Raw genomic sequence first — 25,186 nt, forward strand, 5'->3', positions numbered from 1 at the left:
GCTGGCTCAGGCTTCGCGGCGGAGTACAGAGACCTTGGCGACGTTGCCGTGCTCGTATAGCCAATGCTGTGCCAGCCGATTGACTTCCTCAAGCCCGTCCAACATTCCGGATTCCATGGTTTCCGATGGTTTCGGCTGGCTGGGCAGGCGCCGCAAGGCATCTGACATGACATGCGGATCGCGTTCGCCATCATCCACGAGCATGGCGGTGATCCCCAGCTCTTCGGCGCGCGCGGCCCGGATATACTGTTCCATCCGCGGCTCCGTCCGGGGCACGATGAGCGCTCGCTTGTCGAAGGACAGGATCTCGCAGAAAGTGTTGTAACCGCCCATGGCAACGATGCCCGCCGCCCGCGCCATCAAACTCTCGATCCGTGAATCGAAGGTGATGACATCAACCCGGTCAAGCTCGGCCGCCCGCTCCATGAAGTCGTTCTGCAGCTCAGCCGGCATAAACGGTCCAAGCACGAGAAGGGCGCGATAGGGGAGATCCGTATCTGCCTCGTATGCCTTGAGAGCCCAGTCCATAAGACCGTCTCCATCGCCACCGCCACCGGCCGTGACAAGAATGAACGGATCTTCCAGATCCGTCGTCATGATCGGGTGCACATGGCTCGGCACCTTGCGTTTCAGGTAACCTGTATAGGACGTTTTGGCCTCTACGGATTTCGGCATCGGCATGCCGGAATAAGGATCGCAGACAGACTGCAGGCCATAGACCCAGATCTCATCGTAGAAATCGCGAAGAGCTTCGACCGCGTTCTTGCGCTCCCACTCGGGCAGCAGCTTCTCAGGCTCGTCCATAACATCACGCAGGCCGAGAACCAGCGGAGTTCCCCGCTCTTTCAGCATCTCCAGGGTAGGCCTGACCTCACCGCGCAGCCCCCAGGGCTCCTTGTCGACGATGAAAAGATCCGGATCGAACGCATCCGCCGTGTGCTTGATGATCGAGGACCGCAGATTGAGGGTGTCCTCAATATCGAGATGCAGATTGAGCGATGTGTAATCGCCGTTGCGCAACTTGATCACGCCCGGAATGCGGACAAAATCGACGCGCGTGCGGAAATCGAAGCTGCCAATAATTGGCGAGCCGGACAAAATCAGCACGGACAGATCGGATTGCTGCTCCACCAAGGAGTGCGCGATTGCCCGGCAGCGCCGAAGGTGGCCCAGCCCCATCGTATCGTGGCTGTACATCAGCACACGTTTCGGGCCGCGCTTGTTGCTCGCGTATGTCAAACGCCCATCCACTCACACATCGGCCTTGAAAGCTGAAGGCCCCGCAGAATCGCAGGTTCGATCCCCACGCATATCCCCATTTTTTCACTATGCCACAGTGTGCCTTGTGGCAAAACCAGTTTGGCCCTTCACTGATTTACCTTATGACACTGTTCAGTTACTGTTTTGCGTGCAAACGATTTTTGCCGACAGCATCAACCGGCATAGGCTACCGATCGCATGGAACCTACGATATTCCGGTTCATTTTCCGGCATAGCAAGAAAGAGCAGATCTTCCTTCTTGTGCTGACCGGGCTCTCTTTCCCGTTTCTTTATTATTCCCTGGATCTGCCAAAAACCATCATCAACCAGGCCATCGGCGGAAAAGACTTCCCCCGCGACCTGTTTGGTTATCAGTTTGATCAGATCCCCTATCTGCTGCTGCTGAGCGTGATCTTCCTCGCTCTCGTGTGCATCAATGGCGCATTCAAATACTATATCAACGTCTATCGCGGCCAGCTCGGCGAACGCATGTTACGCCGGCTGCGCTACGATCTTTATGCCCGGGTTCTGCGGTTCCCTCTGCCACATTTCAAACGGGTCAGCCAGGGCGAGGTGATCCCGATGATCACCGCCGAGGTCGAACCGCTGGGCGGCTTCATAGGCGATTCGGTGTCGCTGCCGGCTTTTCAGGGCGGCACCCTGCTGACCATTCTGATCTTCATGTTCGTGCAGGACCCTATCCTCGGAACGGCGGCCATCGCGCTCTATCCGATACAGGGCTATATCATTCCGAAACTGCAACGTCGTGTGAATGAGCTCGGCAAGGAACGGGTGAAAGCGGTTCGCAATCTATCCGACCGGATCGGCGAAAGCATTTCCGGTGTTCAGGAGATCCACGCCAACAATACGGCGCGCTTCGCGCTCGCCAATTTCACAGCCCGGCTGGGCGAGATCTACACGATCCGCTACGAAATCTACCGGCGGAAGTTCTTCATCAAGTTCCTGAACAACTTCATAGCCCAGCTCACCCCGTTCTTTTTCTATTCGATCGGCGGCGTCCTTGTGATCAAGGGAGATCTCACCTTCGGGGCGCTCGTCGCCATCCTCGCTGCCTACAAGGATCTTTCCGCGCCCTGGAAGGAACTGCTGACCTACTACCAGCGCAAGGAAGATTCCCGGATCAAGTACGATCAGGTGATCGAGCAGTTCGATACTGCCGGCAGCCTGAGCGAAGCCCAGCAACTGGACGAGCCGGAGGAGCCCGTCTCCCTTGCGGGACCGGTCGTGGTGCGAAATCTCGGCCTCAAGGATGACGACGGCGAAATCCTGCTGGAAAACGTCAATTTCGAGATCAAGCAAGGCGAAAAAATCGCGATCGCGGGACCCGGCGGCGGCGGCAAAGATATGCTTGCCATGGTCGCCGCCCGCCTGCTGTCGCCGACATCCGGCAGCATCACCATGAACGGGATCGATATCGCGGGACTGCCAGAGGCCGTCACCGGGCGGCGGATCGGCTATGTCGGACCGGGCGCCTTCGTGTTCTCCAGGACAATACGTGAAAACCTGCTGATGGGCGCTCGCCACTTCCCGCACGGCGATCCGGACCCTGATTGCTTCCCGGACGCCCCGGAACAGCGCCTGGCCGCCGAGGCAGCCGGAAACTCGCTCGATCCGATTTCAGCCCACTGGGTCGACTACCAGGCGGTTGGCATCGACGAAGAGAACCTGAATGTACGCCTCGCCGACCTGTTACGCGTGGTCGGCCTTGAAGACGAAGTCTATGCCTTTGGCCTGCGCGGCGCCCTCAATGTGGCGGGCAAGGAAGAAGCAGGCCATCGGATCCTCGGAGCGCGGTCAAAACTCCGCTCACGCCTTGAGGAACTTGGACTGGACCATCTGATCGAGCCGTTCGATGCCGAGAAATTCAATACCAATGCGACCGTCGCCGAAAACCTTCTGTTCGGCACCCCTGTTGGCGAACAGTTCAGGCTCGATCATCTCGCCGAGGACCCCTATGTCCGCTCGATTCTCGACAAGGTCGGTCTGACAGAAGATTTTATCCGGATCGGCCGCGATGTGGCCACGACCATGGTCGAGCTGTTCAAGGACTTGCCGCCTGACCATGAGTTCTTCGCACAGTATGCCTTCATCTCGGCCGACGACCTGCCGGACTTCCAGACCCTGTTGCAGCGGGCCGACAGGGTCGGCCTGGAAGGTATGGAGCCGGCGGACCGGAACCGCTTCCTCGAGTTGCCGTTCAAGCTGATCCCGGCCCGGCATCGCCTCGGCATGATCGAGGACGATCAGCAGACCCGGATCCTTGAAGCCCGCAAAGCCTTTCGCGAAGGCCTCCCGGAAGAGCAGCGTTCGGCTCTTGAATTCTTCTCGGTCGACCAGTTCAATCTCGCGGCGTCGGTGCAGGACAATATCCTGTTCGGCAAGATCGCCTACGGCCAGGCCGATGCCGGCAATCGTGTCGGTGCGGTCCTCGCGGAAGTCATCGAGTCCGAAGGCTTGCGTGATACGGTGATCTTGATCGGGTTGGGGGCTGAGGCCGGGATCGCCGGCTCTCGTCTCACCGCCCCGCAGCGGCAAAAGGTCGCGATTGCCCGCATGTTGCTCCGCCGGCCGGATATCCTCATCCTGAACGAGGCGGTTTCAACCCTCGATTCCGGGGTTCAGGGGCCGACCATTGCCCGCATCCTGAATGAGGCCGCCGACCGTACTGTTATTCTCATTGCGCATCGCGCCCGCTTGGCGCAGCCGTTCGACCGTGTTCTGGTAATGCGCGGCGGCCGGGTGATCGAGGACGGCTCGTTTGATACTCTCGACAAGGAAGGGACCGCGCTTCGGGCACTGCTGGACGAGGAATAACCCGGAACCGGTAACGTAAAAGGTCTACCATGAGTCTGAATGAAGAAGTCGAGCTCCTGAAGAATATCCCGCTCTTCGCCAAGATCGAGCCGTCGAAGCTAAAGCTTCTCGCCTTCACCTCGGAGCGACTGAATTATGCGGACGGACAGGTGCTCTTCAGTCAGGGGGATACCGGCGACGCCGCCTATATCATTATCGACGGCACCGCCTCGGTGTTGATTGGAACAGGGAACGGCACAGTCGAAGTCGCCCAGCTCAGCAAGGGAGACGTGGTCGGCGAGATCGCCATTCTCTGCGATGTGCCGCGGACCGCGACCGTGCAGGCCAAGGAATCCCTGACCACCCTGAAGATCAACAAGGAAGCCTTCTTCCGCCTCGTCACCGACTTCCCGCAGATCGCGGTCGAAATCATGCGAGAGCTGGCGGGCCGCCTGGAGCAGACAAACATCCAGCTCCGCGCCGCCCTTTCAGATAACGGAAACTAGCAACAGCCCATGAGCCGCCTCGACAGTGCCATCCGGCGTCTTCAGGCGCAGCAACTCAGCCTGGAATGGGCCGCCTCAGCCGTTGCAAATCATTCCGGAAACGCAATAGAGCTCGGCCTCGGCAATGGCCGGACCTTCGACCATCTGCGCTCTCTGATGCCGGACCGGCCTCTCTATGTGTTCGACCGGCAGATCGCCGCACACCCGGACTGCATCCCGGCCGACGACCGGATTTTCCTCGGTGACTTTCGTGAAACGCTGATCAAGGCGAAGCAGGCTCTCGGCCAGACCGTGCTGCTGGCCCATCTCGATATCGGCACAGGCGATAAAGAGGCCAGCATCGCGCTGGCCGCTGAAATTGCACCGCTCGTTAACAGTCTGCTCGCCGACGGCGCCGTCGTGGTCAGCGACCAGCCTGTGATGCTGCCGCGCTGGACAAGCGCGGCATTGCCGGAAGGTATCAAGCCTGGTCGTATCCATCTCTACAGGATCGGCTAGCCTTGCCGGGTTGAACTGGGCCGGAAAAGACGCATCTCAGATCCAGGAAATCATCATTCACGCGGGGCTTCCCTTTGGACTCACTGACCCAGATCGTGCTCGGCGCGACAGTATCCGTTGCCGTTGCCGGCCGCCGCATCGGCCCCCGCAAAGCCGCCCTGCTCGGCGCCGGGCTGGGCACCCTGCCTGATCTCGATGTGCTGGTTCGCCATGGAGACGCAGTGAGCAACTTCATCCTGCATCGTGGCTGGAGCCATTCCCTGCTGGTCCACGCCGCGGTCACACCACTGATCGCCGAAGGAGTGATGCGGGCCTTCAATGGCCTCAGAGAGCATCGCGTCACAGCCTATCTGACCGTGCTCCTCTGCCTTGCCACCCACGCGCTGCTTGATTCGATGACGGTTTATGGCACCCGGCTGCTCTGGCCCCTGGATGACACGCCCTTCGGCATCGGCTCCATCTTCATCATCGACCCGCTCTATACCCTGCCGCTTGCGATTGCCGCCGTGTGGGCGGTGCTGCGACGCAACTGGTCGGCAAAGGTCGGACGAGTCACCGCAGTGACCCTCGCCCTGTCGACCCTGTATCTCGGCTGGTCTCTGGTGGCGCAGCAGATCGCTGATGGCAAAGCGCGGACTGCACTGGCGGAAGCGGGCCTCAAGGCGGACAAGCTTCTAGCGACGCCGATGCCCTTCAACACCCTGTTCTGGCGCGCCATCGCGATCGACGGGAGCCACTACTACAACATCTATCAGCCGCTTCTGGCCGGCACGGACGCGGCCCGTATCCATATGCACCCACGCCTGGCAGAGAATGGCCCCTGTCTCGCCACGATCCCGAGCGGTGCCGCCGTGGCCGCCTTCTCGAAGGGCTATTACCGCACCTTTACGGATGAAAGCGGACTGAGGATTGCCGATCTGAGGATGGGTGTAACACCGAGTTTCGTGTTCGATTTTCGCGTCGCGGCCCCGGAAGGGGACCGCTGGAAGGCCATTGTGCCAGAGCGCATCCGCAATGCCCGCTCCGCACCCGGTGATATCGGCTGGCTGTTCGATGGCATGTCCGGCGGCGCCATGATCCGCCCGGCGGAAGCGGCAAGTCTCTTCGATCCGGCTGCGCCATTGCTTGCTGCCCTGCCGGAAACGCCCAGCTGCGGGTGAGTTCTCTAAAGGCTCCTCATCCTCGCAAAAGCGGGGACCCAAGGGAAGACGGGCCTGGCTTGATGATCGCTGGGTTCCCTCTTTCGAGGGAATGACGGCTATCGGTAGATTCGAGCGTCAATCCAGATCGACGATCACCGGCGCATGGTCAGACGGCTTCTCGACGCCACGCATGGATTTCACCACGGCGGCCGATTTCAGCCGGCTTTTCAACGGCTCCGTCACCCAGACATGGTCGAGTCGGCGGCCCTTGTCGGCCAGCTCCCAGTTCTTCGAGCGATAACTCCACCAGGAATAGAGCTTTTCCGTTTCGGGAACGAAATGGCGAACCGCATCGACCCAACCGAGCCCGGTTTGCAGCTTGCCCAGCTCCTCGACCTCGATCGGCGTGTGGCTGACCACTTTCAGGAGCTGCTTGTGGGACCAGACATCATGTTCCAGCGGCGCGATATTGAGATCGCCGACCAGCACCATGGGATCGGAGCCTTTCCGCTCGGCCCCGAACCAGCTCTGCATTTCAGCCAGAAAATCAAGCTTGTGGGCGAACTTGTCGTTCACCGCAGGGTCCGGCTCGTCGCCGCCGGCCGGAACATAGAAATTATGTACCTCGACGCCGCCATCGAGTTTCACCGCGAGATGTCGGCAGTCGGTCTTGCCGCACCAGTCACGCTGGCCCTCATCAGTGAACGGCACCCGGGAGATCACGGCAACGCCGTTATAGCTCTTCATGCCCCGGATCGCCTGATGGACATACCCCGCGTCTTTCAGCGCCTCTGCCGGGAAGGTCTTGTCCTCGGTCTTGGTCTCCTGCAGACAGAGCACATCCGGCGCCTGCTCCTGAAGAAAGGCCAGCACCGTCGGCAGGCGCAGGCGCACGGAATTGATGTTCCAGGTGGCAATCCGCATCACTCTGTCTCTCGGTTCGGAAAAATAAGGATTATTCGGCCGCCGTCGCGAGGCCGAGGCGGGCGCTCAGATGGGCCCGGCAGGCATCGCCGAAAGCCTCGAAGATTTTCTTGTTCAGACCCTCGATCGGGACCGGCCATTCCGGATGCCACTGCACGCCGAGAACGAATGCCTTGGCCCCGGGGACGCTGATCGCCTCGACGATACCGTCCGGTGCCGTCGCTTCCACCACCACGCCCTCGCCAGGCTTGTCGATGCCCTGGGCATGCAGGGAGTTCACAAGCGCGGTGTCGGCCCCGGCGATGCGGGCAAGCTGACCGCCTTCAGTCATGCGGATTTCATGGGCCGGGCGGTATTTCCGGTCAAAGTCGACATCACGGCGCATGCGGTGGTCGAACCGGTCTTCCAGATCGAAGATGCGCTGGTGCAGGGTGCCGCCGAGGGCGACATTCAATTCCTGGATACCCCGGCAGATCCCGAGCACCGGAACGCCCGCTTCGATCGCCTTGCGAATCAGCGGCAGGGTAACGCCGTCGCGGCGCGGATCGTGCTGGGTGCCCTCGACGCTGTCGGGGCCTTTGAAATGATGCGGCTCCACATTGGAAGGGCTGCCGGTCAACAGCAACCCGTCGAGATGGGCAACCAGACTGTCCAGATCCAGCGCGCCCGCTTCCAGCGCCGGGATAATCATCGGCAGACCGCCGGTGGGCGTCGGCACGCAGGTCACGTATTTTTCAGAGACTTTCTGCGTCGAATGGTCGTCCCCCTGCAGATGACAGGCGGTAACACCGATCAGGGGCAGGCTCGGGACGGACAGCATCAAAAGCTCCTTGGTTCATGACTGGTAACGCCCAGATCTCCGGGCTGTGAGGGCGCACAACTGGCGGCCCCGGAATTCAGCTGCCATATTCGCTCCATGAACGACGCCACGCAACAGCTACTGCAGCATAAGGGCGTGTTGATCCTTGCATGGATTGCGCTGCTCTTCGCCGCCGAACGATGGCTTCCCGCCGCACCGCGCCGGGGCGGTTGGACCCGCGTGATCCGAAATGCCGTGCTCTGGCTCATGAACAGCGCCCTCTCGCCATTGATCGTCATCCCGGTCTCGCTCTGGGCCGCCAACCATGCGCTCGGCTGGCGTCCAGACTGGCTTGGAGGCGGTATGGGCCTGATCGTGGATGTCCTGCTGCTCGATATGCTGATCTACTGGTGGCACCGGTTGAACCACGAAATCCCGTTCCTCTGGCGCTTTCACGAGGTTCACCATCTGGACGAATTCCTCGACGTCAGCTCCGCCGTGCGCTTTCACTTCGGCGAAGTGCTGCTGAGTGCCGGGGCACGGGCCGCGATCATCATCCTGCTCGGCATTCCCTTCACCTCGGTCATCGTCTTCGAGACTCTGGTGATCTTCTCCGCCCTGTTCCACCACTCGAACCTGAGGCTCGGCGAACGGCTCGAAGCCGCGCTGGCGCGGATCGTCGTCACCCCGTCGATCCACTGGGTGCATCATCATGCGGTCCGGGCGGATACGGATTCGAATTACGCAACGATCTTCAGCTGGTGGGACCGAATATTTGGCTCCCGGAGCAAAACCAGACGCACTGGCGATATGAAGATTGGCGTTGAGAGCCGACATGACGAGGCATTTATGAACCTCATAAGACTACCTTTTTTGTCGAAACTGGCAGAACACAAGAAAGCCGATTGATTCTCATTCAATACACAGTAAAAATATTCACCTTAATATTAACAAAATTTATTCATAAGGACTTTTATAAATGAACGGTAGTATTTTAACTTTAGAAGCCTACATTATATCAGCTTTAGTAATATTAATTATAATTTACTTCACAAAAACAAAAGAATCATTAAATCGCATTGAATTCGCAGGATACATTATACCGATTGGAATCTTTCTATTTATATGGGATTTTTTGCTACCATTCAATTTTCAAATAGGAAGAGGAAGTCCTGCTTTATTTCTTTTTCAAATAATAGCAATAATCTTTTCTGCTTATTTTGCTATAAAATTTTCTATAGAGCGATTAAATAATATTGGGCGTTCAAAATATTTGGTACTCATTAGCATAGTGCCGTTTGTTGGATTTTTATTCGGTCTCTATTTATTTTTCTGGAAAGGCCAAGAACCATCGACTTCTTTTGATTAGACTACAGGCAATCATTCAGCGTGAACATCTTTGAAGTACAAATCAGACCAGCCCGCCTCATTTGTCGACGAAGGTATCGCCTTCGAAATCCCGCGGCTTGAACAGATCGTCTTTGAACGTCATCCCGCGCCGTGTCTCCAGCAGCGCCACCTTCACCTCGACGCCCTGGGCGTCGGTGATGGTCCATTGCCGCAGGGCAAGCGGGGAGTCCGAGAAGACCATCTGCACCATGCCGGCCTCGGGATCGTCCCGCATCCGCATCAGCAGGCGGATGACGCCGGGATTGCGGGCGACGTCCAGCACCTCGAGATCCGTTTTGAAATCCACCGGGTCCTCGACCAGCACCGAGAGCGGGGTACTGCCGAGCGGCACATGCGTGGTCTGTTTCAGCTCGTTATCCTGGAACACCAGCCAGGTACCATCCGAGACCAGCAGGATCGGTGACGGCGCGTCATATTCGAACCGCATCAGGCCGGGCCGCTTCAGGGAGAGAATGCCCTGTGCCGTCGCGCCTGTGTTGGCAACTTGCAGAAAGCGCGCCTGCAGGGTGGTGATGCCGTTGAAATAGGCCTCGATCTGCGCAAGCGCCTTCTTGTCGTCCGCACTGAGCGGGGCTGCTTTTGCGCCGAGCGGAAAGGCCAGGAACAGAATGACGGCGAAGGCGGCGATCATCTTTTTCATAAACCTGAAATGGCAGGCGTTCGACCGGGTTGCAAGTGGCAATTCCAAGGCAGACTTGCTCCCACGACCGTCATCTCTCTCAAACGTCATCCCGGCCGGAGAGCCGGGACCTTTGCGATCATAAGGCTGAGTGTTGCCTGCAAAAGATCCCGGATCGGGGTCCGGGATGACGAAATTGCTTGTGGACGGAGTGTGTGAGGCGCGCCCTACTCGTCCTCGTTCGGATTGCGCACCAGCACCTCACGTTTGCCGACATGGTTCGCCTGGCTGACCACGCCTTCGCTTTCCATCCGCTCGATCAGCGTGGCCGCACGGTTATAGCCGATCTTCAGATGGCGCTGGATGAAGCTGGTGGAGGCCCGCCGCTCGCGGGCGACAATGGCGATGGCCTGGTCGTACAGCGCGTCTCCGCTGTCCGTATTTCCGCCGGAGAGGCCGGAGAGATCGCCGAAGCCGCCGTCTCCGCCCTCGCCATCGTCCTCGGTGACATTGTCGTTATATTCCGGCTCGCCTTGGGCGCGGAGGTGGCGGACCACGTCCTCGACCTCCTCGTCACTGACGAAGGGACCATGCACACGGGTCACCCGGCCGCCGCCCGCCATGTAGAGCATGTCGCCCTGGCCGAGGAGCTGTTCGGCGCCCTGCTCGCCCAGAATGGTGCGGCTGTCGATCTTGGAGGTGACCTGGAAACTGATCCGGGTCGGGAAGTTCGCCTTGATGGTACCGGTGATGACGTCAACCGACGGGCGCTGGGTCGCCATGATGACGTGGATACCGGCGGCACGGGCCATCTGGGCCAGGCGCTGCACGGCGCCCTCGATATCCTTGCCGGCGACCAGCATCAGGTCCGCGACCTCGTCGATCACCACGACGATATAGGGCAGCGCCGTCAGGTCGAGGGGTTCTTCCTCGAACACCGGCTTGCCCGTTTCGCTATCGAAACCTGTTTGCACCCGGCGCTTCAGCACCTCGCCCTTCTTGCGGGCTTCGGCGAGGCGCGCGTTGTAGCCGTCGATATTGCGCACGCCGAGCTTGGACATGGCCCGGTAACGGCTTTCCATCTCCCTCACGGTCCATTTCAGCGCCACCACCGCCTTGTTCGGATCGGTGACGACCGGCGAGAGCAGGTGCGGAATACCGTCATAAATGGAGAGTTCCAGCATCTTCGGATCGATCATGATCATCCGGCAGCTGTCCGGCGAATGCCGGTAGAGCAGGGACAGGATCATGGTGTTGACCGCAACCGATTTACCGGAGCCGGTGGTACCGGCGATCAGCAGGTGAGGCATGCGGGCAAGATCGACAACCACCGGGGTGCCGCCGATATCCTTGCCAAGCGCGATGCCGAGCTTGGCACCGGAACGCTCGTAGGGATCGGATTCGAGGATTTCGCGCAAATAGACCGTATCCCGGCGCGCGTTCGGCAACTCGATGCCGATCACGTTTCGGCCCGGCACAACGGCAACACGGACGGAGACCGCGCTCATGGAGCGGGCGATATCGTCGGAAAGGCCGATGACGCGGGAAGATTTGGTGCCCGGCGCAGGCTCAAGCTCATAGAGCGTGACCACCGGACCGTGCCGGATCTTGCCGATTTCGCCCTTCACGCCGAAATCGGCGAGGACGGATTCGAGCATCCGGGCATTTTCCTGCAGCGCCTGCGGCGGCGGCCCAGCCATGCCTTCGGCTGCTTCGGTCAGCAGATCCATGGCCGGCAGCTCGTAATCGCCTGCCTGGGCCAGATCGAAACTGGTCTGCTCCACCTTCGCGGGCTTTGCCGTTTTCGCCTTGGTCGACGCCGGGGCGGCATCGGGCGTTGCTTTCAGAACCGGCGCTGCGGTTTCCACTTCAGGCGCCCGTCTCGGTTTCGCCGAGAGCCGGGGTTTCTCGTCCAGCGCCTTGCCGGACAGGGTCGGCTCCTTGCGGCCAACGGAGTCGAAGCCCTTACGGGCGAGACTTGCCGTGGCTTCAAGACCGGAGCCCAGGGCGCGGCCACCGAGGGCGCCACCCTTTGCCCCAAGCGCTGCCGCCGTGCCGACACCACGGCCCGCGCCGCGCGCCAGAGACAGCCATTCGCTCCAGGAGGCCCCGAAGGTCCAGAGCAACAGGGAGACCGCGGCCAGACCGGAGACAAAACCAATCCAGGCGGCGTCCAGTGCCGCCAGCAGGCCGAGCGCGGAAATCTTGGTCAGAGCCAATGTGCCGATCGCACCACCGAGACCGGCCCGAAGCGGCCAGCTTTCCGGAACAGGCAGCACGGCAAGCGCAAGGCAGCCTGCGATCAGCGCCACCGGCAGCAGCGCGATGCGCAGGGCCACGCGTTCGATCGGCCGGTGGGCAAGCAGGCGCCAGCCCCAGATAGCGAAGAGCAACACAGGCACGGCGCTCACCAGACCGATGGTCTGCACCATGATATCGGCGACAAGCGCGCCGACCGGGCCGAGCAGGTTAGCGGCACTGCCGGAGCCGGCCGCGTTCAGGGACGGATCGCCCGGCATATAGCTCAGGAGCAGCGCGGCCCCGAGACCGGCGGTCAGGATCAGTGCAAGGCCGGAAAGCTCGGCAGCACGGCGGCGCAGGTAAAGACGGGCGCTCTCGGGCAAAAATCCCCCGCCCGCGGACCCGTTACCGGCAGTTTTCGTCGATGCGCTCATGCTCTTGCTTCTCCCCCGTATCACCGGCCGCCTCAGAAATAAGGCGCAATCCGGCGCAGGCCTTCCTCGGTTGTCGCAGCATCATAGACAAGGGCGATACGGACATAGGGATCACCCGGATTAACGCCCTCTGCATCTTCACGCGCCATCAACCCGACCGGCACGATCTTGACCGCCTGCTCGCGCCAGATCTGTTTTGTCAGGGCTTCGGCATCATCGGCCGGCATGCAGACAAAGAATCCGGCCTCCGCTTCGTGATAGCCCTTCTTGTTGCCCAGTACCTGCGTGGCGATACGCCAGTTCTCGGCGTAATGCGCCCGGTTGGCCTCGACATGGGCCTCGTCTTTCCAAAGCGCGGTGGCGGCATGCTGGATCGGCAACGGCGTCGAGGCACTGCCAAACATGATGTACTCGCCATACCGGCCGATCAGCTCCGGATCGCCCGCCATGAAGCCCGAGCGCAGCCCGGGACCGCTGGATCGTTTCGATAACGAATGCAAAACCACAATGTTGTGCAGGCTGTCACCGAGAGCGGCTGCCGCCTGCAGACCGCCCACCGGCGGATCGCCGCGATAGATCTCCGCATAGCATTCGTCCACGGCCAGCATGAAATCGTACTCACGCGCCAGTTCAATCGCCCGTTTCAGGTAATCGAGCGAGGCAACGCGGCCTTGCGGGTTCGTCGGCGTACAAAGAAAGCAAAGCGCCGTCCGTTCCAGGATCTCCGGCGCGATATCGTCCAGCTTCGGCAGGAAGCCGTTTTCCGGCGTTGCGTTCATGTAGACCGGCTCGGCCCGGCCGAGCATGGCCGCCCCGCGATAGGAGTGATAAAGCGGGTTCGGCATCAGAATAACCGGCTGCTGCCCTTTCTTCTGCTCCGGAACGGCAAGGAAACCGAGTTGATAGAGTGCTTCGCGGGTTCCGGAGATGGACGTCACGTGACGCTCCGGGTCGAGCATTCCGGACGGCAGGCCGTAGCGTCTGTTGAGCCAGCCCGTCACCGCGTCCCGGAAAGCCGGATCGCCCTTTGGCGGCGGGTATTTGTTCCAGAGATGACCGCTGGCCGCGATGGCTTCATTGACGAAAGCGGGCGGTTGAATCTGCGGTTCTCCGACGGAAAGCATAATCGGACGCATACCGGCAGCCGGCTCAATACCGTCCAGCATCTTGTTCAGACGCGCAAAGGTGTAGTCGCTAAGCGGTTGAAGCGCCGGGTTTATCATCGATTTTGCCCTGCTCGCCCGGATTTCCGGCGCGAACTATCCGTAGTTAAATTCGATTCTATAATAGAAGCCGCATAGTTATGGGGCAACTTTAATGCAAAACCTCACAATTTCGCAGGTTCGCGCATGATGTTTCGAAAATCACATAAAATGTTGCTTTAAATAAAGAAAAGGCCCGGATGTCGCCATCCGGGCCCGTTCAGAAAGTTTTGTCTCGGATTAGACCCGGCCGGAGCCGCCGCCGAATTCCGGATAGGCCTCAAGACCGCACTCGGCACGGTCCAGACCGAGGAATTCTTCTTCCTCGCTGGCCCGCAGGCCGATGGTCAGCTTCAGGACACTCCAGACAACAGCGCTGGTGATCAGGACAAAGGCGCCAATGGCGACAATGCCAATGATCTGGGTAGTGAAGCTGGCATCACCGTTCGACAGGACCACCGCGATGGTGCCCCAGATGCCGCAGATCAGGTGAACCGGGATCGCACCGACCACGTCGTCGATCTTCAGCTTGTCGAGAAGCGGAACGGCGACGACGATGAGGATACCGCCAATGCCACCAACCAGCACCGCAGTACCGATGCTCGGGGCAAGCGGCTCGGCAGTGATGGAGACCAGACCGCCGAGGGCACCGTTAAGCGCCATGGTCAGGTCGAGCTTCTTGTAGATGATCTGGTTCAGGATCACCGCGGCGACAACACCGGCCGCAGCGGCCATGTTGGTGTTGACGTAGATGGTCGCGATGTCGCGAACGTCAGCGGCAGAGCCCATGGCGAGCTGGGAGCCGCCATTGAAGCCGAACCAGCCGAGCCACAGGATGAACGTGCCCAGCGTTGCCAGCGGCAGGTTCGAACCCGGCATCGGGTGGACGGAACCGTCGCTGCCGAATTTACCGGTACGCGCGCCGATGATGATGGCGCCGGCAAGAGCCGCCCAGCCACCAACCGAGTGCACGATCGTGGAGCCGGCAAAGTCGGAGAAGCCCATTTCACTGAGCCAGCCGCCGCCCCAGGTCCAGGAACCCTGGATCGGGTAGATGATCCCGGTCAGCAGAACCGTGAAGATCAGGAACGGGAACACTTTCACGCGCTCGGCAACCGTGCCGGACACGATGGAAGCGGTCGCGGCCACGAACACCATCTGGAAGAACCAGTCGGAGGACGCTGCATAGCCAGAGCCGTCGCCGGTAAAGCCGTCGGCGGTGATGACATCGTCAGCACCGGACCAGATCGCGAAGGATCCCATGAAGCCGGAGACATCCATGTACATCAGGTTGTAACCGACGAGCCAGTAGAGCAGGCCGGCGACAGAGTAGAGGGTGATGTTCTTGGCACACTGCATCGTCGTGTTCTTGGTACGGACGAGGCCCGCTTCAAGCATGCAGAAACCGGCTGCCATCCACATCACGAGGAACCCGTGCATCAGGAAAGACAGCGTGTTGAAGATGAAGGCCGTCTCTGGGTCGACGGCCGCTGAAGCGGTCTTCGTCAGCGCGATCGTTACCGACGCGGTGACGGCCGTCAGAACGGAAAAGCCGAAAAATTTTCTCATCTGATGAGCTCCTTAAAGCGCGTCGTTGCCGGTCTCGCCGGTGCGGATCCGGACGGCTTGGGAGACATCCAGCACGAAAACCTTACCGTCACCGATGCGACCGGTATTCGCTGCTTTCTGGATGGCTTCCACCACCTGTTCCGCCAAGTCGTCCGGCACCGCCACTTCGACTTTGACCTTTGGAAGGAAATTTACGGCGTACTCCGCGCCTCGATAAATTTCGGTTTGTCCCTTCTGCCGTCCGAAGCCCTTGACCTCGCTAACCGTCAGCCCCTGGATCCCCAGAGCGGTCAGTGATTCGCGGACTTCGTCAAGCTTGAAGGGCTTTACGATTGCCATGATCAGTTTCATGCCGCCCAACCTTTTTCTGTTGTGCTTTTCCGGCGCCCCGAAATCAGGACAGCCGGAATACCTGCTCAGCGCAGATCGGCGAATTCATTACAAAATGCGGGCCAAGACTGAATTATTTAAAATTTTCCGGCTTAATCAGAGAGTTACACTTAGATTGCAAGAATCAACGCTTCGACCGAGCCCAAAAGATATGCACATTTTTTAGGCACACAGGAAGTCGTGATGCTATTTTAAGCACTGAAAAAAGGGCATTTTCATCTGGTGCGCGAACGCTTGTTCCGCGCGCTGGGCGCTGTATCTTGCCTGTGAGGAACAGGCGCCGAGACCGGGCGCCAAGGTAAGGGACCAAAGAGCGTGAAAGACATTCTCTGCGATGCGCTGATCATTGGCGGCGGCCTGTCCGGCATCTCCACAGCCCTGGCGCTGGATGCCACCGGACTGTCGGTCACCGTGATCGATCGGGTACCCGTGGAGACGCATGTCGCGGCCGGGCATGACGGCCGGACAACCGCAATTTCCCAAAGCAGCAAGCGGATGCTGGTTCGGCTCGGAGTCTGGGGCGCCCTGCCGGAAGCCCCCTGCGCAATCGAGGATATACGCGTCCGGGAAGGCGGATCGCCGCTCTTCCTGCAATTCGATCACGAAGATGCCGGCCCGGACCCGATGGGCTTCATCCTCGATAACGGCGCACTGAAGGCCGGCCTCTATCGCGCTGCCGCCTCCCGCCCCGGTATCCGGATCGTCTCTCCGGCATCCGTCGAGCGGCTGGAGCGGAATGGCGAGACCGCTACGGCCATTCTCGCGGACGGGGGACGCATCACCGCTCGGCTCGCCGTAGCGGCCGACGGGCGCGCGTCGCCCACCCGTCGTGCGGCCGGCCTGCGCACAACCGAACTGTCCTACGGCCAGACGGCGATTACCTGCACGGTGACACACGAGCAGCCGCACGAGCACGTGGCGTTCGAGCATTTCCGCCCCGCCGGGCCCTTCGCGATGCTGCCGCTGAATGACGCTGCGGATGGCACGCACCAGTCCTGTCTGGTCTGGAGTGAGCGCACCGACGCGGCGAATGCCCTCATGAAGCTCAATGACGACGAATTCGACCAGGAAATGCTGACAGCGTTCGGCGAAACCCTGGGGCGCCTGCATGTGGCGGGCCGGCGCTGGGCCTATCCGCTCGGCCTGATCCATGCCGAACGCTATATCGACCAGCGGCTGGTGCTGGTTGGAGATGCCGCACACGGCATCCATCCGATCGCCGGTCAGGGCTTCAATCTCGGGCTGCGCGATATTGCAGCGCTCGCCGACACGATCGAGGATGCGCGCCGGATCGGTCTGGATTTCGGCTCGGCGCCCGTGCTGGAGAAATATCAGCGCTGGCGGCGCTTCGATGTGATGACGATGATCGCGGCAACGGACGGGTTGAACCGCCTGTTCTCGAACGATTCAGCAGGTATCCGGCTGCTGCGCGATGCTGGGCTTGGGCTGGTTCAGCGCATCGGTCCGCTGAAACGGGCCTTTATGCGCGGTGCAATGGGGACGGTCGGCACTCTGCCGCGCCTGATGCAAGACCCCGCGCGGCACTAGATTTCGGGCTCTCAAGGCTCCCGGCTGAGACCGGCGGCTTCAAGCTCGGCGAGGTAGCGTTCCCAGATCTGCTCTTTCTCGGAGCCGAGCTTGTGCAGATAACGCCATGTGAAAATGCCGGTATCGTGCAGATCGTCGAATTTGATCTTCACCGCGTAATTGCCGACCGCTTCCATGCCCATGATGTTCACATGCGCGCGCCCTGCCACCAGTTTCTTCTGGGACGGTACATGGCCCTGAACTTCCGCCGACGGGCTCTCGACCCTCAGAAGTTCGGCCGGAATGGAGAAGCTTTCCCCGGTGCTGAAATCGATCTCCAGGGACTTGTCCGCCGATTGAACACGGATTTCCGTCGGCCAGATCTCGCTCGCGAAGGACTCGCTCATGATTTTTCATCCTGACGCGCGGACAGAGCGGCCTTGCCTTCGGCAACGGGATCTCTGTCATCATTCAGGTGCCGCGCCTCGTCGGGCAGCATGATCGGCACACCGTCACGGATCGGAAAAGCCAGCCCGGCCTGTTCACTCACCAACTCGGAGCGGGCCCGGTCATAGACCAGCGGCGCCTTTGTCAGCGGGCAGACCAGAATTTCCAGCAACTTCGGATCGACTTCCCGCTCCGCGCTGCCGGCCGCGGGTTTCTCAGTGCCGTGCATGGCGATTATCCTTGAGATCATCGTGAAGCGACATCTCTAGCAGTGTGAGCATCGTCTCGCCACGCTCCTGCAATGTCGGCGCCTCAAGCAGGGCCTGCTTCTCGAGGGAACCGAACGGGCAGACCATCGCCAGCGTGGTCAGGAGCTGCCGGTCTTCCGCATTTTCGATGGAGTCCCAATCGGCCCGCATGCCGTGCAGCGCGAAATAGTCTTTCAGGCCGCGCATCAAACGATCCCGGTCCAGGGACAGATCGTCCTGGGCTTCAAAATCATCCGCGAAACTGCACCAGTCAGCCACCACCCGGCGATAACCGGAGCGGCATTCCAGTTCCTGCTCCACATGGAAGCGGGCTATTCCGGTCAAGGTGATCATGAAACGACCATCCTCGGTTTCCGAGAAGGACGTGATGCGGCCCACGCACCCGGTACGGTGGAGGCTGGCATCACCCTCTTCTTCCTGCGGCTGGATCATGCCGATCAGCCGGTCGGTGCCGAGCGCATCCTGTGTCATCGCCAGATAACGCGGCTCGAAAATATTGAGCGGGAGCTTGCCGCCGGGCAGCAACAGAACCCCGGGCAGCGGGAAGACCGGAATGCAGGCAGGCATGTCCTCTAGGCCGGGAGCAAAGGGATTGCGTGTCATGGATTCCGGTGCCTCCGTTCCGATAGATCTCTGTTAACTCAGGAAAACAGAACTGCTGAGAGACGGCGTCGACCCTGAATGGTTACCGGGTCCGTGTGACCGAATGCCTCGAAGAACTTCACCAGTTGCATGCGGGCTTTCTGCTCTTCCCATTCTCGATCGCGGCGGATGCTTTCGATCAACGCCTCGACCGCGCCTTCGCGGTTGTTCGACGCAAAGCGCGCCATGGCCAGGTCGTAGCGGGCCTGGTGGTTGTCCGGATCGGCTTCGATGGCGGCAAGAAGTGCGGCCTCCTCGCCGGCATCCTGGCTTTCGGTCACGAGTTCAAGCGACGCGATCGCAGCATGCACTTCCGGCGCCTTTTTGATCTCGTCCGGCAAATCCGCAATCATCTGCTGCGCCTGCTCAACCTGGCCAACAGCGACCAGAGCGCGGATCAGGCCGGCGATGCCGCGCAAATTTTCCGGATCGTGCTCAATCACCTGGCTGTAGATCCCACCGGCGCCCTGCGCGTCACCCGCCTCGAGCATCTTGTCCGCGGCATCCAGCGCTTCATCGAGAGGGGACTCGCCCGCGGCGCCACCGGTCAGCCGCTTGACGAATTCTCGGATCTGGCTTTCCGGCAAAGCGCCCTGAAAACCGTCTACCGGCTGCCCGTTATGGAAAGCGAATACTGCCGGGATCGACTGGACACGCATCTGCTGTGCGATGGCCTGGTTCTCGTCGATATTGACCTTCACCATGCGCACGGCGCCGCCGGCGTCGCGCACTACCTTTTCCAGCATCGGGCCGAGCTGCTTGCAGGGGCCGCACCATGGCGCCCAGAAGTCGACGATGACCGGAACGTCCTTGGACGCTTCGACAACATCGGCCATGAAGGATTGCGTATCGGAGTCCTTGATCAGATCGGCGGAGTCCGGAGCGGCGTTAATAAGGGTTTCCATACCTGTCGTCCGTTCTTTCATATCCGGTAAAGATTGGCCGCGGCCGTCGCTTGGCAAGTCCCCGACCGTTCACAACAGCCGGGACGTCGCTCAGGCCAGAGCCGCGAGGTCGAGAATTTCGGGCTCGTATCCAAGATTCCTGAGGAATGCCACAAGCGAGTCGGGTGAGACCGCGATTGTCATTTCATTGGAGAGCGGGTGGTAATTGAGCGGGTCAAACGTCAGCATTTCCTTGTCGAGCACCACCGTGACATCCCGCCCCACGTCATTGAACAGGGCATAGGGTGAAACGGCCCCCGGGATCACACCGAGATGCGTCATCAACCGGTCAGGGCTGCCGAAGGACAGACGAGCGCCGCCAAGAGTGGCCCCGAGCTGCTTCAGATCGACTGGCCGATCCTCCAGCGTCACGACAAGCCACATCTTCCCTTTCCGGTCTCGCAGAAACAGGTTCTTGCAATGGCCGCCCGAAAGCTCTCCACGCAGCGCCTTGCTGTCTTCCACGGTGAACAGAGGCGGATGACGATGCAATTCGTAGCCGAGCTCCAACCCGTCAAGATGGGCGAGCAGTTCTTCCGGTGTCCTTGGGCCAGATTGCCCATTGGCGGAGACTGATTCACTCTCGGACATAACGCTCTGCTTCCTCTTATTGCGCGATCGGTACCGCGCCACGGCAAATTCCGGGTTCTGGGATAGCTGGAAAGTGGGTATTTTCCAAGGCTTTCCTAGTGTTTTGACGGTTTGACGGGGCGCCTGGAAAAAAAATCATTTCGAGGCTTGCAATGCGAAGAACAGTTTGTATTATCGCGGCCTCTCGACGGCATCACTGAATGCCGATGGATGCGGGCGTAGCTCAGGGGTAGAGCATAACCTTGCCAAGGTTAGGGTCGTGAGTTCGAATCTCATCGCCCGCTCCAATTCCTCCTAAATATGGAGGGTCGAGAAACAAAAAGGCGGCGTCAGCCGCCTTTTTTGCGCGCGCTCCTCCTGGCCAGAAGCGCTTCGCGGTGACTGATATACGCAGTCGAACAGAAAATCACTGCACCGCCGAGCCAGACCCAAACGGTCGGCTCTTCGCCAAACAGCAGATATCCCACCACCGCAATAAGCGGCAGCTTGATGAATTCGAGCGGCTGCAGCTGGGTGATTTCGGCCAGACCGCAGGCCCGGGTCCAGCAAACGTGACCGGCTGTCCCGGCACCCGCCAGACAGAACAGCCAGAGCCAGGTCATCGGATCGGGCCAGGTCCAGACGAACAATGCCGGGACCAGTGAAAGCGGGCTCTGCAGCAACACCATCCAGAGCACGATCGCTTCCGGCCGTTCCGTTGCCGTCAGCTTCTTCACGACCAGCGCCGTGATCGCGATCCCGAATGCGTTGCCAAGCGCAAGCAGCGCACCGATCGACATCGCCTCCATACCGGGCCGCAACACCAGCAGCATGCCGACAAAACCGGCGGCAAGGGCGGCGACGCGGCGGGCCCTGATCACCTCGCCAAGCACCAGAACGGCGCCGATGGTGGCAAACAATGGCGCCGTGAATCCGAGCGCCGTCGCCTCGGCAAGCGGGATCATGGTGATCGCGGCAAACCCCGCCGCCATAGCCACCAGATTGATGACCGCACGCAAACTGTAAAGACTGTATTTGTCCGTTTTCAGCGCGGAAAAGCCGTACCCCATGATCCAGGGAGCCATCAGCACAACGGCGAGAAAATTGCGAAAGAACACGACCTCGAGAACGTGCAGATTCTCCGACGCAAGCCGGATGAAAATTCCCATCGAGGTGAAGAAAACCATCGCGGTGCTCATCAGCAGCGTCGCCTTGACCGGTACCGGCAATCTTGTGAAGGCGGCGAACATGAACATATCAAAGGAGCCTGAGGGCGAAGGGGATCCGGAGACTATCCCGCCCGGGACGTCCTGACCAGCAAGCCGAATTTCATCCATCACGGTTCGGTTTCATGATCTGGATCAAAGATATGGAAAACATCCTGTGTTCCTGTGACCTCAGGCGATCTTGCGATCAATACTGACTGCCAGGAGGCAAAAAATGTCCCACGTCCCCCACGAGCTCGCGGATGAATTTCCGGATGCGGCCGAGAAGATCCATGAGCTGAAGCTCAACAACGCCCATTTTGCCAAAATCGCGGACGCATATCATGAAGTGAACCGCGAAATTCACCGGATCGAAGCGGAAATCGAGACCACATCCGATGCCTATGCCGAGGAGATGAAGAAGAAGCGGCTGGCCCTCAAGGATGAGATTGCGGGTTTCCTGACCGCTTGAGTTTTTCAGCTATCGATGAGATCGCTCTCGAGCAGATCCAGCGCCTGCAGATGGGCCCGGATCTCGCCGAGGGCGGTCCCGGCTTCTTGCTCGAACGTCTCTTGAGCAGCGGCGATTGACGGCCCGGAGCCGCCATCCTCACGCAGAGATTTCTCCAGGTCGCCGGCGGCCGCACTGAGAGCTGAGAGACCAAGGTTTCCGGCGACCCCCTTCACCTGATGCGCCAGCCTCTCTGCCGCGATATTGTCGCCTGCTGAAAGGTGAGTCCGCAGCATCTCGGCCGATCCTGTGTTCTGCCGGCAGAACTCGTTGAACAGCTTCGCCGCGATATCCGGCGCGCCAAGCAACTGCACCATCTTGTCGAAAGGCGCGAATACGCGCGTGGGCTCTTCGGGCTGCGGCTTCGTGGCCGACGATAGCGCTATGGCAGCCCTCTCTACTCTGGCGGCAGATAGAGCCTCATAGAGTTTTTCTTCCGAGATCGGCTTGGCGACGTGGCCGTTCATACCCGCGGCCAGACATCTCTCGACCTCGGATGTCATCGCGTGTGCCGTCGCAGCGATAATCGGCAGGTCCACAAACCGACCATCACTGCGGATCTGCCGGGTTGCCTCAATGCCATCCATCACGGGCATCTGGATATCCATCAGCACTGCATCGAAGCGGTCGGGGTCTGACCCCGTCACCGCCTGCACTGCGGCTTCACCGTTCCAGACAAGTTCGACTTCGGCGCCTATTCCGCGCAACACGGCTTCGACAACCTGCTGGTTGATCTGGTTATCCTCGGCAACGAGGATTCGCATCCCCCGAAGGTGCACGGTCGCTGCATCGGCAAGTTCACGATCCACATCCGATGGCTCCTGGTTTTTCCAGAATGCAGTCAGAAGCTGCACCATACGGTGGTGTGAAAGCGGCTTCGTGAGAACGGCGCTAGCGCCGGCCTCCCGCGCATCCTCACCTAGAGTTTCGGTATTCGCTCCAGTGACCAGTACAATTCTGGGCGCGTCATCATCATCGACGGTCGCCAGGATATCTCTCGTAGCCTGGACACCATCCCCATCGGGCATCATCCAGTCCATGAAGATGACATTGAACGGCGCCCCTGCGCTGCGGGCCGCGGCAACCGCCGCGATCGCCTCGGCAGCAGAACCCGCTTCCGCAACCTCCAGCGCCAGAGGCCGGAGCATACCGGACATAACCAGTCGGGCTGTCGGATTGTCATCCACGACAAGAATGCGCCAGGCTTCAAAACGTTCGGCATCCAGCCCGCCTACACGCTGCGAAAGCATCGAGACATCGAACGGCAAGACCACGTGGAACATACTGCCTTTGCCCGGTGTGCTTTCAGCCCAGATCCGGCCGCCCATCCGGGTGGCCAGATCCAGGCAAATAGAAAGTCCGAGACCGGTCCCGCCGAACTGGCGGGTGGTCGAGATATCGGCCTGGGTGAAAGGCTTGAAGATCTTTTCCAGTTGCTCGGCAGTCATGCCGATGCCGGAATCCTCGACCTCGAAATGCAGGTCAACGCGACCCTCACCTATCTCGTGCGGATAAACAGTGAGTTTGACCAACCCCGCCTTCGTGAATTTGACGGCGTTGCTGCACAGGTTTGTCAGGATTTGGCCGACCCGCAGCGGATCGCCAAACAGATCGACCGGCATATCCGGGTCAATCGCGATCTCGAAGGAAAGGCCTTTCTCGTCTGCCCGGTCTTTCGCAAGACCGCCGACCTGCTCGATTAACTCTTTCAGATCGAAATCAGTCGCCTCGATCTCAAGTTGGCCAGCTTCGATCTTCGAGAAATCGAGCACATCGTTGATGATTCCCATCAGGATCTGCGAAGAGGAAACGATCTTTCCGACGAAGTCTGACTGGTTTTCGTCAAGCCGGGTCCGCTGCAGCAACCGGCTGAGACCGATGATACCGTTGAGCGGTGTGCGGATTTCATGGCTCATATTGGCCAGAAAGCCGGATTTTGCCTGGTTGGCGGCCTCGGCTTCTGCCTGGCGCTGTTTCAGCTCGGTGATATCGACCCTGAAGGATAGAAACCCTCCATCCGGCGTTCGGGCGTCCTGGATCCGGATCCAGCGCCCGTCCGGCAGAGCCTGCTCGAATGCCGGCCCAGGCTCTCTGAACTGCCGCATGCGTGTGGCAACCCATTCGTCCTCCCGCCCGACGGCTTCGCTTATGTCTCCAGCATTAGCCGCAACGCGGATGATGTCCTCGTAAAGAGCCCCCGGGATCATGACCCTTCCAACGCTGGGATAGAGCTCCCTGAAGCGTTCGTTACAAATAACCATCCGCATGTCGCGGTTGTAGAGTACGAAAGCGCCGTTCATAGCGTCGAGCGCGATACGCAACTGCCCTTCAGCTTCGGTTGCCTTCACCTTGGCCTCGACCAGGCCCTTTTCCTGCGCCGCGAGAGTTTCAAGATCCCGGCGACGGCGCTCCTGAAAAAGTCCGATCCCGAAGAGCGGAATCACAATCGCCGTTCCGATCAGGCCAACTGGAATCCAGACCTTCCAGTAGATCGATTCCGGAACAATCCAGCCGCCTATCGGGCGCCCCGCCAGATACCAGCTGCCGACTGGCAAATTAACTTGTTGCAGGACAGGCATGTCTTCGAAGACTGCTTCGCTGCCGAGGAACACATCGCCGCTCAGTCCAGCCCCGTCACGGCCACGGATCGCGAATTCAAAGCCCAATGAGTCCGGGTCCACCCCGGCGGCGGCGAAAAGTTTTTCTGCGTCGATCACGGCCGAGACCAGACCCCAGAAAAACTCGGTGCCGTCCTCTTCTTTGGCAAAGACCGGGTATCGCCCGATAATCCCGATGCCGCCCTGCATAAGTGTCAGCGGCCCGGCGAGTACCAGGTCTCCATTATCGCGGGCGGTAAGTGCAGCAGCGCGCTGTTTCTCGTTCTTTCGATAATCGAGCCCGATCGCGGCTTCATTACCTTCGAGAGGATAAATATACCGCAGCACGAGATCCGGCGCGGCGCCGATATTCCGGAGTTGCAGCCGATTTGTGAACAGGCGCTCGGCGATACTGTTGAACCGCTTCTGAGACAGATCGGGGTCCGTGGAGATAACAGCGGCGAGACCGCCTACAAGTCTCAGATTCGCACCGATCTCACCTTCAAGGCGAGTCCGGAGCAGATTGAGTTCGTCAGAAACATGGCTCCGCGTTTCGGCGAAATATTTTTCCCGAGCTTCTTCCACGAGAAGAAACCCAACCCCAATCGCCGCGACAATCGCCATGACGGCCGGGGCCATTGAAATAAATCGACCTCGCATACGCTC

General features: G+C 60.0%; 23 protein-coding genes and 1 tRNA gene. 9 read left to right on the forward strand and 15 right to left on the reverse strand.

Annotated elements, in window-relative coordinates; translation table 11 throughout:
* Positions 1–6: 6 nt before the first annotated feature.
* Positions 7–1,239: a glycosyltransferase family protein gene (locus tag VOI22_RS17875; protein WP_245577502.1), complete on the reverse strand. Its 1,233-nt coding sequence runs from the start codon at positions 1,237–1,239 to the stop codon at positions 7–9.
* Positions 1,240–1,458: 219 nt separating this feature from the next.
* On the opposite strand from VOI22_RS17875, the gene VOI22_RS17880 reads away from it, so the two are divergent.
* The 4 genes from VOI22_RS17880 (at position 1,459) to VOI22_RS17895 (ending at position 6,238) form a co-directional block, all read left to right on the forward strand.
* The gene (locus VOI22_RS17880; RefSeq protein ID WP_323797803.1) at positions 1,459–4,095 is read left to right on the forward strand and encodes an ABC transporter ATP-binding protein/permease; all 2,637 of its coding nucleotides are present in this window, start codon (positions 1,459–1,461) and stop codon (positions 4,093–4,095) included.
* Positions 4,096–4,124: 29 nt separating this feature from the next.
* Entirely contained in the window at positions 4,125–4,580 is a 456-nt protein-coding gene (locus VOI22_RS17885) for a cyclic nucleotide-binding domain-containing protein (RefSeq protein ID WP_323797804.1), read from the forward strand.
* A 9-nt stretch (positions 4,581–4,589) separates the two neighbouring features.
* The gene (locus tag VOI22_RS17890) at positions 4,590–5,078 is read left to right on the forward strand and encodes a class I SAM-dependent methyltransferase (RefSeq protein ID WP_323797805.1); all 489 of its coding nucleotides are present in this window, start codon (positions 4,590–4,592) and stop codon (positions 5,076–5,078) included.
* 74 nt (positions 5,079–5,152) lie between these two features.
* Positions 5,153–6,238, forward strand: a complete 1,086-nt coding sequence (locus tag VOI22_RS17895; protein WP_323797806.1) for a metal-dependent hydrolase — start codon at positions 5,153–5,155, stop codon at positions 6,236–6,238.
* 117 nt (positions 6,239–6,355) lie between these two features.
* On the opposite strand, the gene xth is transcribed toward VOI22_RS17895, so the two are convergent.
* Positions 6,356–7,144, reverse strand: a complete 789-nt coding sequence (gene xth, locus VOI22_RS17900; RefSeq protein WP_323797807.1) for an exodeoxyribonuclease III — start codon at positions 7,142–7,144, stop codon at positions 6,356–6,358.
* Positions 7,145–7,175: 31 nt separating this feature from the next.
* Positions 7,176–7,964, reverse strand: coding sequence for a gamma-glutamyl-gamma-aminobutyrate hydrolase family protein (locus VOI22_RS17905; RefSeq protein WP_323797808.1), 789 nt, complete (start codon positions 7,962–7,964; stop codon positions 7,176–7,178).
* 96 nt (positions 7,965–8,060) lie between these two features.
* Here VOI22_RS17905 and VOI22_RS17910 point away from each other — a divergent pair, with 96 nt between their 5' ends.
* Both VOI22_RS17910 and VOI22_RS17915 read left to right on the forward strand, forming a co-directional pair.
* Positions 8,061–8,852, forward strand: a complete 792-nt coding sequence (locus tag VOI22_RS17910; RefSeq protein WP_323797809.1) for a sterol desaturase family protein — start codon at positions 8,061–8,063, stop codon at positions 8,850–8,852.
* A gap of 70 nt (positions 8,853–8,922) precedes the next feature.
* Complete coding sequence (locus VOI22_RS17915) at positions 8,923–9,312, forward strand: DUF805 domain-containing protein (protein WP_323797810.1); 390 nt, start codon at positions 8,923–8,925, stop codon at positions 9,310–9,312.
* Between the two features lie 57 nt (positions 9,313–9,369).
* On the opposite strand, the gene VOI22_RS17920 is transcribed toward VOI22_RS17915, so the two are convergent.
* From VOI22_RS17920 to VOI22_RS17940, 5 genes are all read right to left on the reverse strand, one after another.
* A complete protein-coding gene (locus VOI22_RS17920; RefSeq protein ID WP_323797811.1) occupies positions 9,370–10,041 on the reverse strand; it encodes an outer membrane lipoprotein carrier protein LolA in 672 nt (223 codons plus the stop codon).
* Between the two features lie 158 nt (positions 10,042–10,199).
* On the reverse strand, positions 10,200–12,647 hold the full coding sequence (locus VOI22_RS17925; protein ID WP_323797812.1) for a DNA translocase FtsK: 2,448 nt from the start codon (positions 12,645–12,647) through the stop codon (positions 10,200–10,202).
* 32 nt (positions 12,648–12,679) lie between these two features.
* A complete protein-coding gene (locus tag VOI22_RS17930) occupies positions 12,680–13,870 on the reverse strand; it encodes an aminotransferase class I/II-fold pyridoxal phosphate-dependent enzyme (RefSeq protein ID WP_323797813.1) in 1,191 nt (396 codons plus the stop codon).
* A gap of 219 nt (positions 13,871–14,089) precedes the next feature.
* A complete protein-coding gene (locus VOI22_RS17935; protein ID WP_323797814.1) occupies positions 14,090–15,418 on the reverse strand; it encodes an ammonium transporter in 1,329 nt (442 codons plus the stop codon).
* 12 nt (positions 15,419–15,430) lie between these two features.
* Positions 15,431–15,769, reverse strand: coding sequence for a P-II family nitrogen regulator (locus VOI22_RS17940; RefSeq protein WP_028466168.1), 339 nt, complete (start codon positions 15,767–15,769; stop codon positions 15,431–15,433).
* 354 nt (positions 15,770–16,123) lie between these two features.
* On the opposite strand from VOI22_RS17940, the gene VOI22_RS17945 reads away from it, so the two are divergent.
* Positions 16,124–17,356, forward strand: a complete 1,233-nt coding sequence (locus tag VOI22_RS17945) for a UbiH/UbiF/VisC/COQ6 family ubiquinone biosynthesis hydroxylase (protein WP_323797815.1) — start codon at positions 16,124–16,126, stop codon at positions 17,354–17,356.
* Between the two features lie 11 nt (positions 17,357–17,367).
* On the opposite strand, the gene VOI22_RS17950 is transcribed toward VOI22_RS17945, so the two are convergent.
* From VOI22_RS17950 to VOI22_RS17970, 5 genes are all read right to left on the reverse strand, one after another.
* A complete protein-coding gene (locus VOI22_RS17950) occupies positions 17,368–17,742 on the reverse strand; it encodes a DUF971 domain-containing protein (protein ID WP_323797816.1) in 375 nt (124 codons plus the stop codon).
* Entirely contained in the window at positions 17,739–18,011 is a 273-nt protein-coding gene (locus VOI22_RS17955) for a Trm112 family protein (RefSeq protein ID WP_323797817.1), read from the reverse strand. The genes VOI22_RS17950 and VOI22_RS17955 overlap by 4 nt, the downstream gene beginning before the upstream one ends.
* Entirely contained in the window at positions 17,998–18,654 is a 657-nt protein-coding gene (locus tag VOI22_RS17960) for an LON peptidase substrate-binding domain-containing protein (protein WP_028466171.1), read from the reverse strand. Before VOI22_RS17960 ends, VOI22_RS17955 begins: the two co-directional genes overlap by 14 nt.
* A 38-nt stretch (positions 18,655–18,692) precedes the next feature.
* Positions 18,693–19,598 carry a thioredoxin gene (gene trxA / locus VOI22_RS17965; protein WP_323797818.1) on the reverse strand — a complete coding sequence of 302 codons (906 nt, stop codon included), beginning with the start codon at positions 19,596–19,598 and terminating at the stop codon, positions 18,693–18,695.
* A 90-nt stretch (positions 19,599–19,688) separates the two neighbouring features.
* A complete protein-coding gene (locus VOI22_RS17970; protein WP_323797819.1) occupies positions 19,689–20,228 on the reverse strand; it encodes a prolyl-tRNA synthetase associated domain-containing protein in 540 nt (179 codons plus the stop codon).
* 212 nt (positions 20,229–20,440) lie between these two features.
* Between VOI22_RS17970 and VOI22_RS17975 the strand changes: the two genes are divergently transcribed.
* Positions 20,441–20,515 (forward strand) — tRNA-Gly (locus VOI22_RS17975).
* 42 nt (positions 20,516–20,557) lie between these two features.
* Here the strand turns inward: VOI22_RS17975 and VOI22_RS17980 are convergent.
* Positions 20,558–21,457, reverse strand: a complete 900-nt coding sequence (locus VOI22_RS17980; RefSeq protein ID WP_323797820.1) for a DMT family transporter — start codon at positions 21,455–21,457, stop codon at positions 20,558–20,560.
* Positions 21,458–21,647: 190 nt separating this feature from the next.
* Between VOI22_RS17980 and VOI22_RS17985 the strand changes: the two genes are divergently transcribed.
* On the forward strand, positions 21,648–21,884 hold the full coding sequence (locus tag VOI22_RS17985; RefSeq protein ID WP_323797821.1) for a YdcH family protein: 237 nt from the start codon (positions 21,648–21,650) through the stop codon (positions 21,882–21,884).
* Positions 21,885–21,889: 5 nt separating this feature from the next.
* Here the strand turns inward: VOI22_RS17985 and VOI22_RS17990 are convergent, their stop codons facing one another.
* The gene (locus VOI22_RS17990) at positions 21,890–25,180 is read right to left on the reverse strand and encodes a response regulator (protein ID WP_323797822.1); all 3,291 of its coding nucleotides are present in this window, start codon (positions 25,178–25,180) and stop codon (positions 21,890–21,892) included.
* Positions 25,181–25,186 lie beyond the last annotated feature (6 nt).

Origin of the sequence: Nisaea sp. (assembly GCF_034670185.1) — a bacterium.
Taxonomy (GTDB): domain Bacteria; phylum Pseudomonadota; class Alphaproteobacteria; order Thalassobaculales; family Thalassobaculaceae; genus Nisaea.

Excerpts from the sequence above, each read along its gene's own strand:
- VOI22_RS17960 (WP_028466171.1), bottom strand. The coding sequence starts at position 18,654 with ATGACACGCAATCCCTTTGCTCCCGGCCTAGAGGACATGCCTGCCTGC.
- VOI22_RS17990 (WP_323797822.1), bottom strand. The coding sequence starts at position 25,180 with ATGCGAGGTCGATTTATTTCAATGGCCCCGGCCGTCATGGCGATTGTC.
- VOI22_RS17910 (WP_323797809.1), top strand. The coding sequence starts at position 8,061 with ATGAACGACGCCACGCAACAGCTACTGCAGCATAAGGGCGTGTTGATC.
- VOI22_RS17880 (WP_323797803.1), top strand. The coding sequence starts at position 1,459 with ATGGAACCTACGATATTCCGGTTCATTTTCCGGCATAGCAAGAAAGAG.
- VOI22_RS17955 (WP_323797817.1), bottom strand. The coding sequence starts at position 18,011 with ATGCACGGCACTGAGAAACCCGCGGCCGGCAGCGCGGAGCGGGAAGTC.
- VOI22_RS17940 (WP_028466168.1), bottom strand. The coding sequence starts at position 15,769 with ATGAAACTGATCATGGCAATCGTAAAGCCCTTCAAGCTTGACGAAGTC.
- VOI22_RS17915 (WP_323797810.1), top strand. The coding sequence starts at position 8,923 with ATGAACGGTAGTATTTTAACTTTAGAAGCCTACATTATATCAGCTTTA.
- VOI22_RS17930 (WP_323797813.1), bottom strand. The coding sequence starts at position 13,870 with ATGATAAACCCGGCGCTTCAACCGCTTAGCGACTACACCTTTGCGCGT.
- VOI22_RS17890 (WP_323797805.1), top strand. The coding sequence starts at position 4,590 with ATGAGCCGCCTCGACAGTGCCATCCGGCGTCTTCAGGCGCAGCAACTC.
- VOI22_RS17935 (WP_323797814.1), bottom strand. The coding sequence starts at position 15,418 with ATGAGAAAATTTTTCGGCTTTTCCGTTCTGACGGCCGTCACCGCGTCG.
- VOI22_RS17970 (WP_323797819.1), bottom strand. The coding sequence starts at position 20,228 with ATGTCCGAGAGTGAATCAGTCTCCGCCAATGGGCAATCTGGCCCAAGG.
- trxA (WP_323797818.1), bottom strand. The coding sequence starts at position 19,598 with ATGGAAACCCTTATTAACGCCGCTCCGGACTCCGCCGATCTGATCAAG.
- VOI22_RS17905 (WP_323797808.1), bottom strand. The coding sequence starts at position 7,964 with ATGCTGTCCGTCCCGAGCCTGCCCCTGATCGGTGTTACCGCCTGTCAT.
- VOI22_RS17950 (WP_323797816.1), bottom strand. The coding sequence starts at position 17,742 with ATGAGCGAGTCCTTCGCGAGCGAGATCTGGCCGACGGAAATCCGTGTT.
- VOI22_RS17980 (WP_323797820.1), bottom strand. The coding sequence starts at position 21,457 with ATGTTCGCCGCCTTCACAAGATTGCCGGTACCGGTCAAGGCGACGCTG.
- VOI22_RS17925 (WP_323797812.1), bottom strand. The coding sequence starts at position 12,647 with ATGAGCGCATCGACGAAAACTGCCGGTAACGGGTCCGCGGGCGGGGGA.
- xth (WP_323797807.1), bottom strand. The coding sequence starts at position 7,144 with ATGCGGATTGCCACCTGGAACATCAATTCCGTGCGCCTGCGCCTGCCG.
- VOI22_RS17885 (WP_323797804.1), top strand. The coding sequence starts at position 4,125 with ATGAGTCTGAATGAAGAAGTCGAGCTCCTGAAGAATATCCCGCTCTTC.
- VOI22_RS17985 (WP_323797821.1), top strand. The coding sequence starts at position 21,648 with ATGTCCCACGTCCCCCACGAGCTCGCGGATGAATTTCCGGATGCGGCC.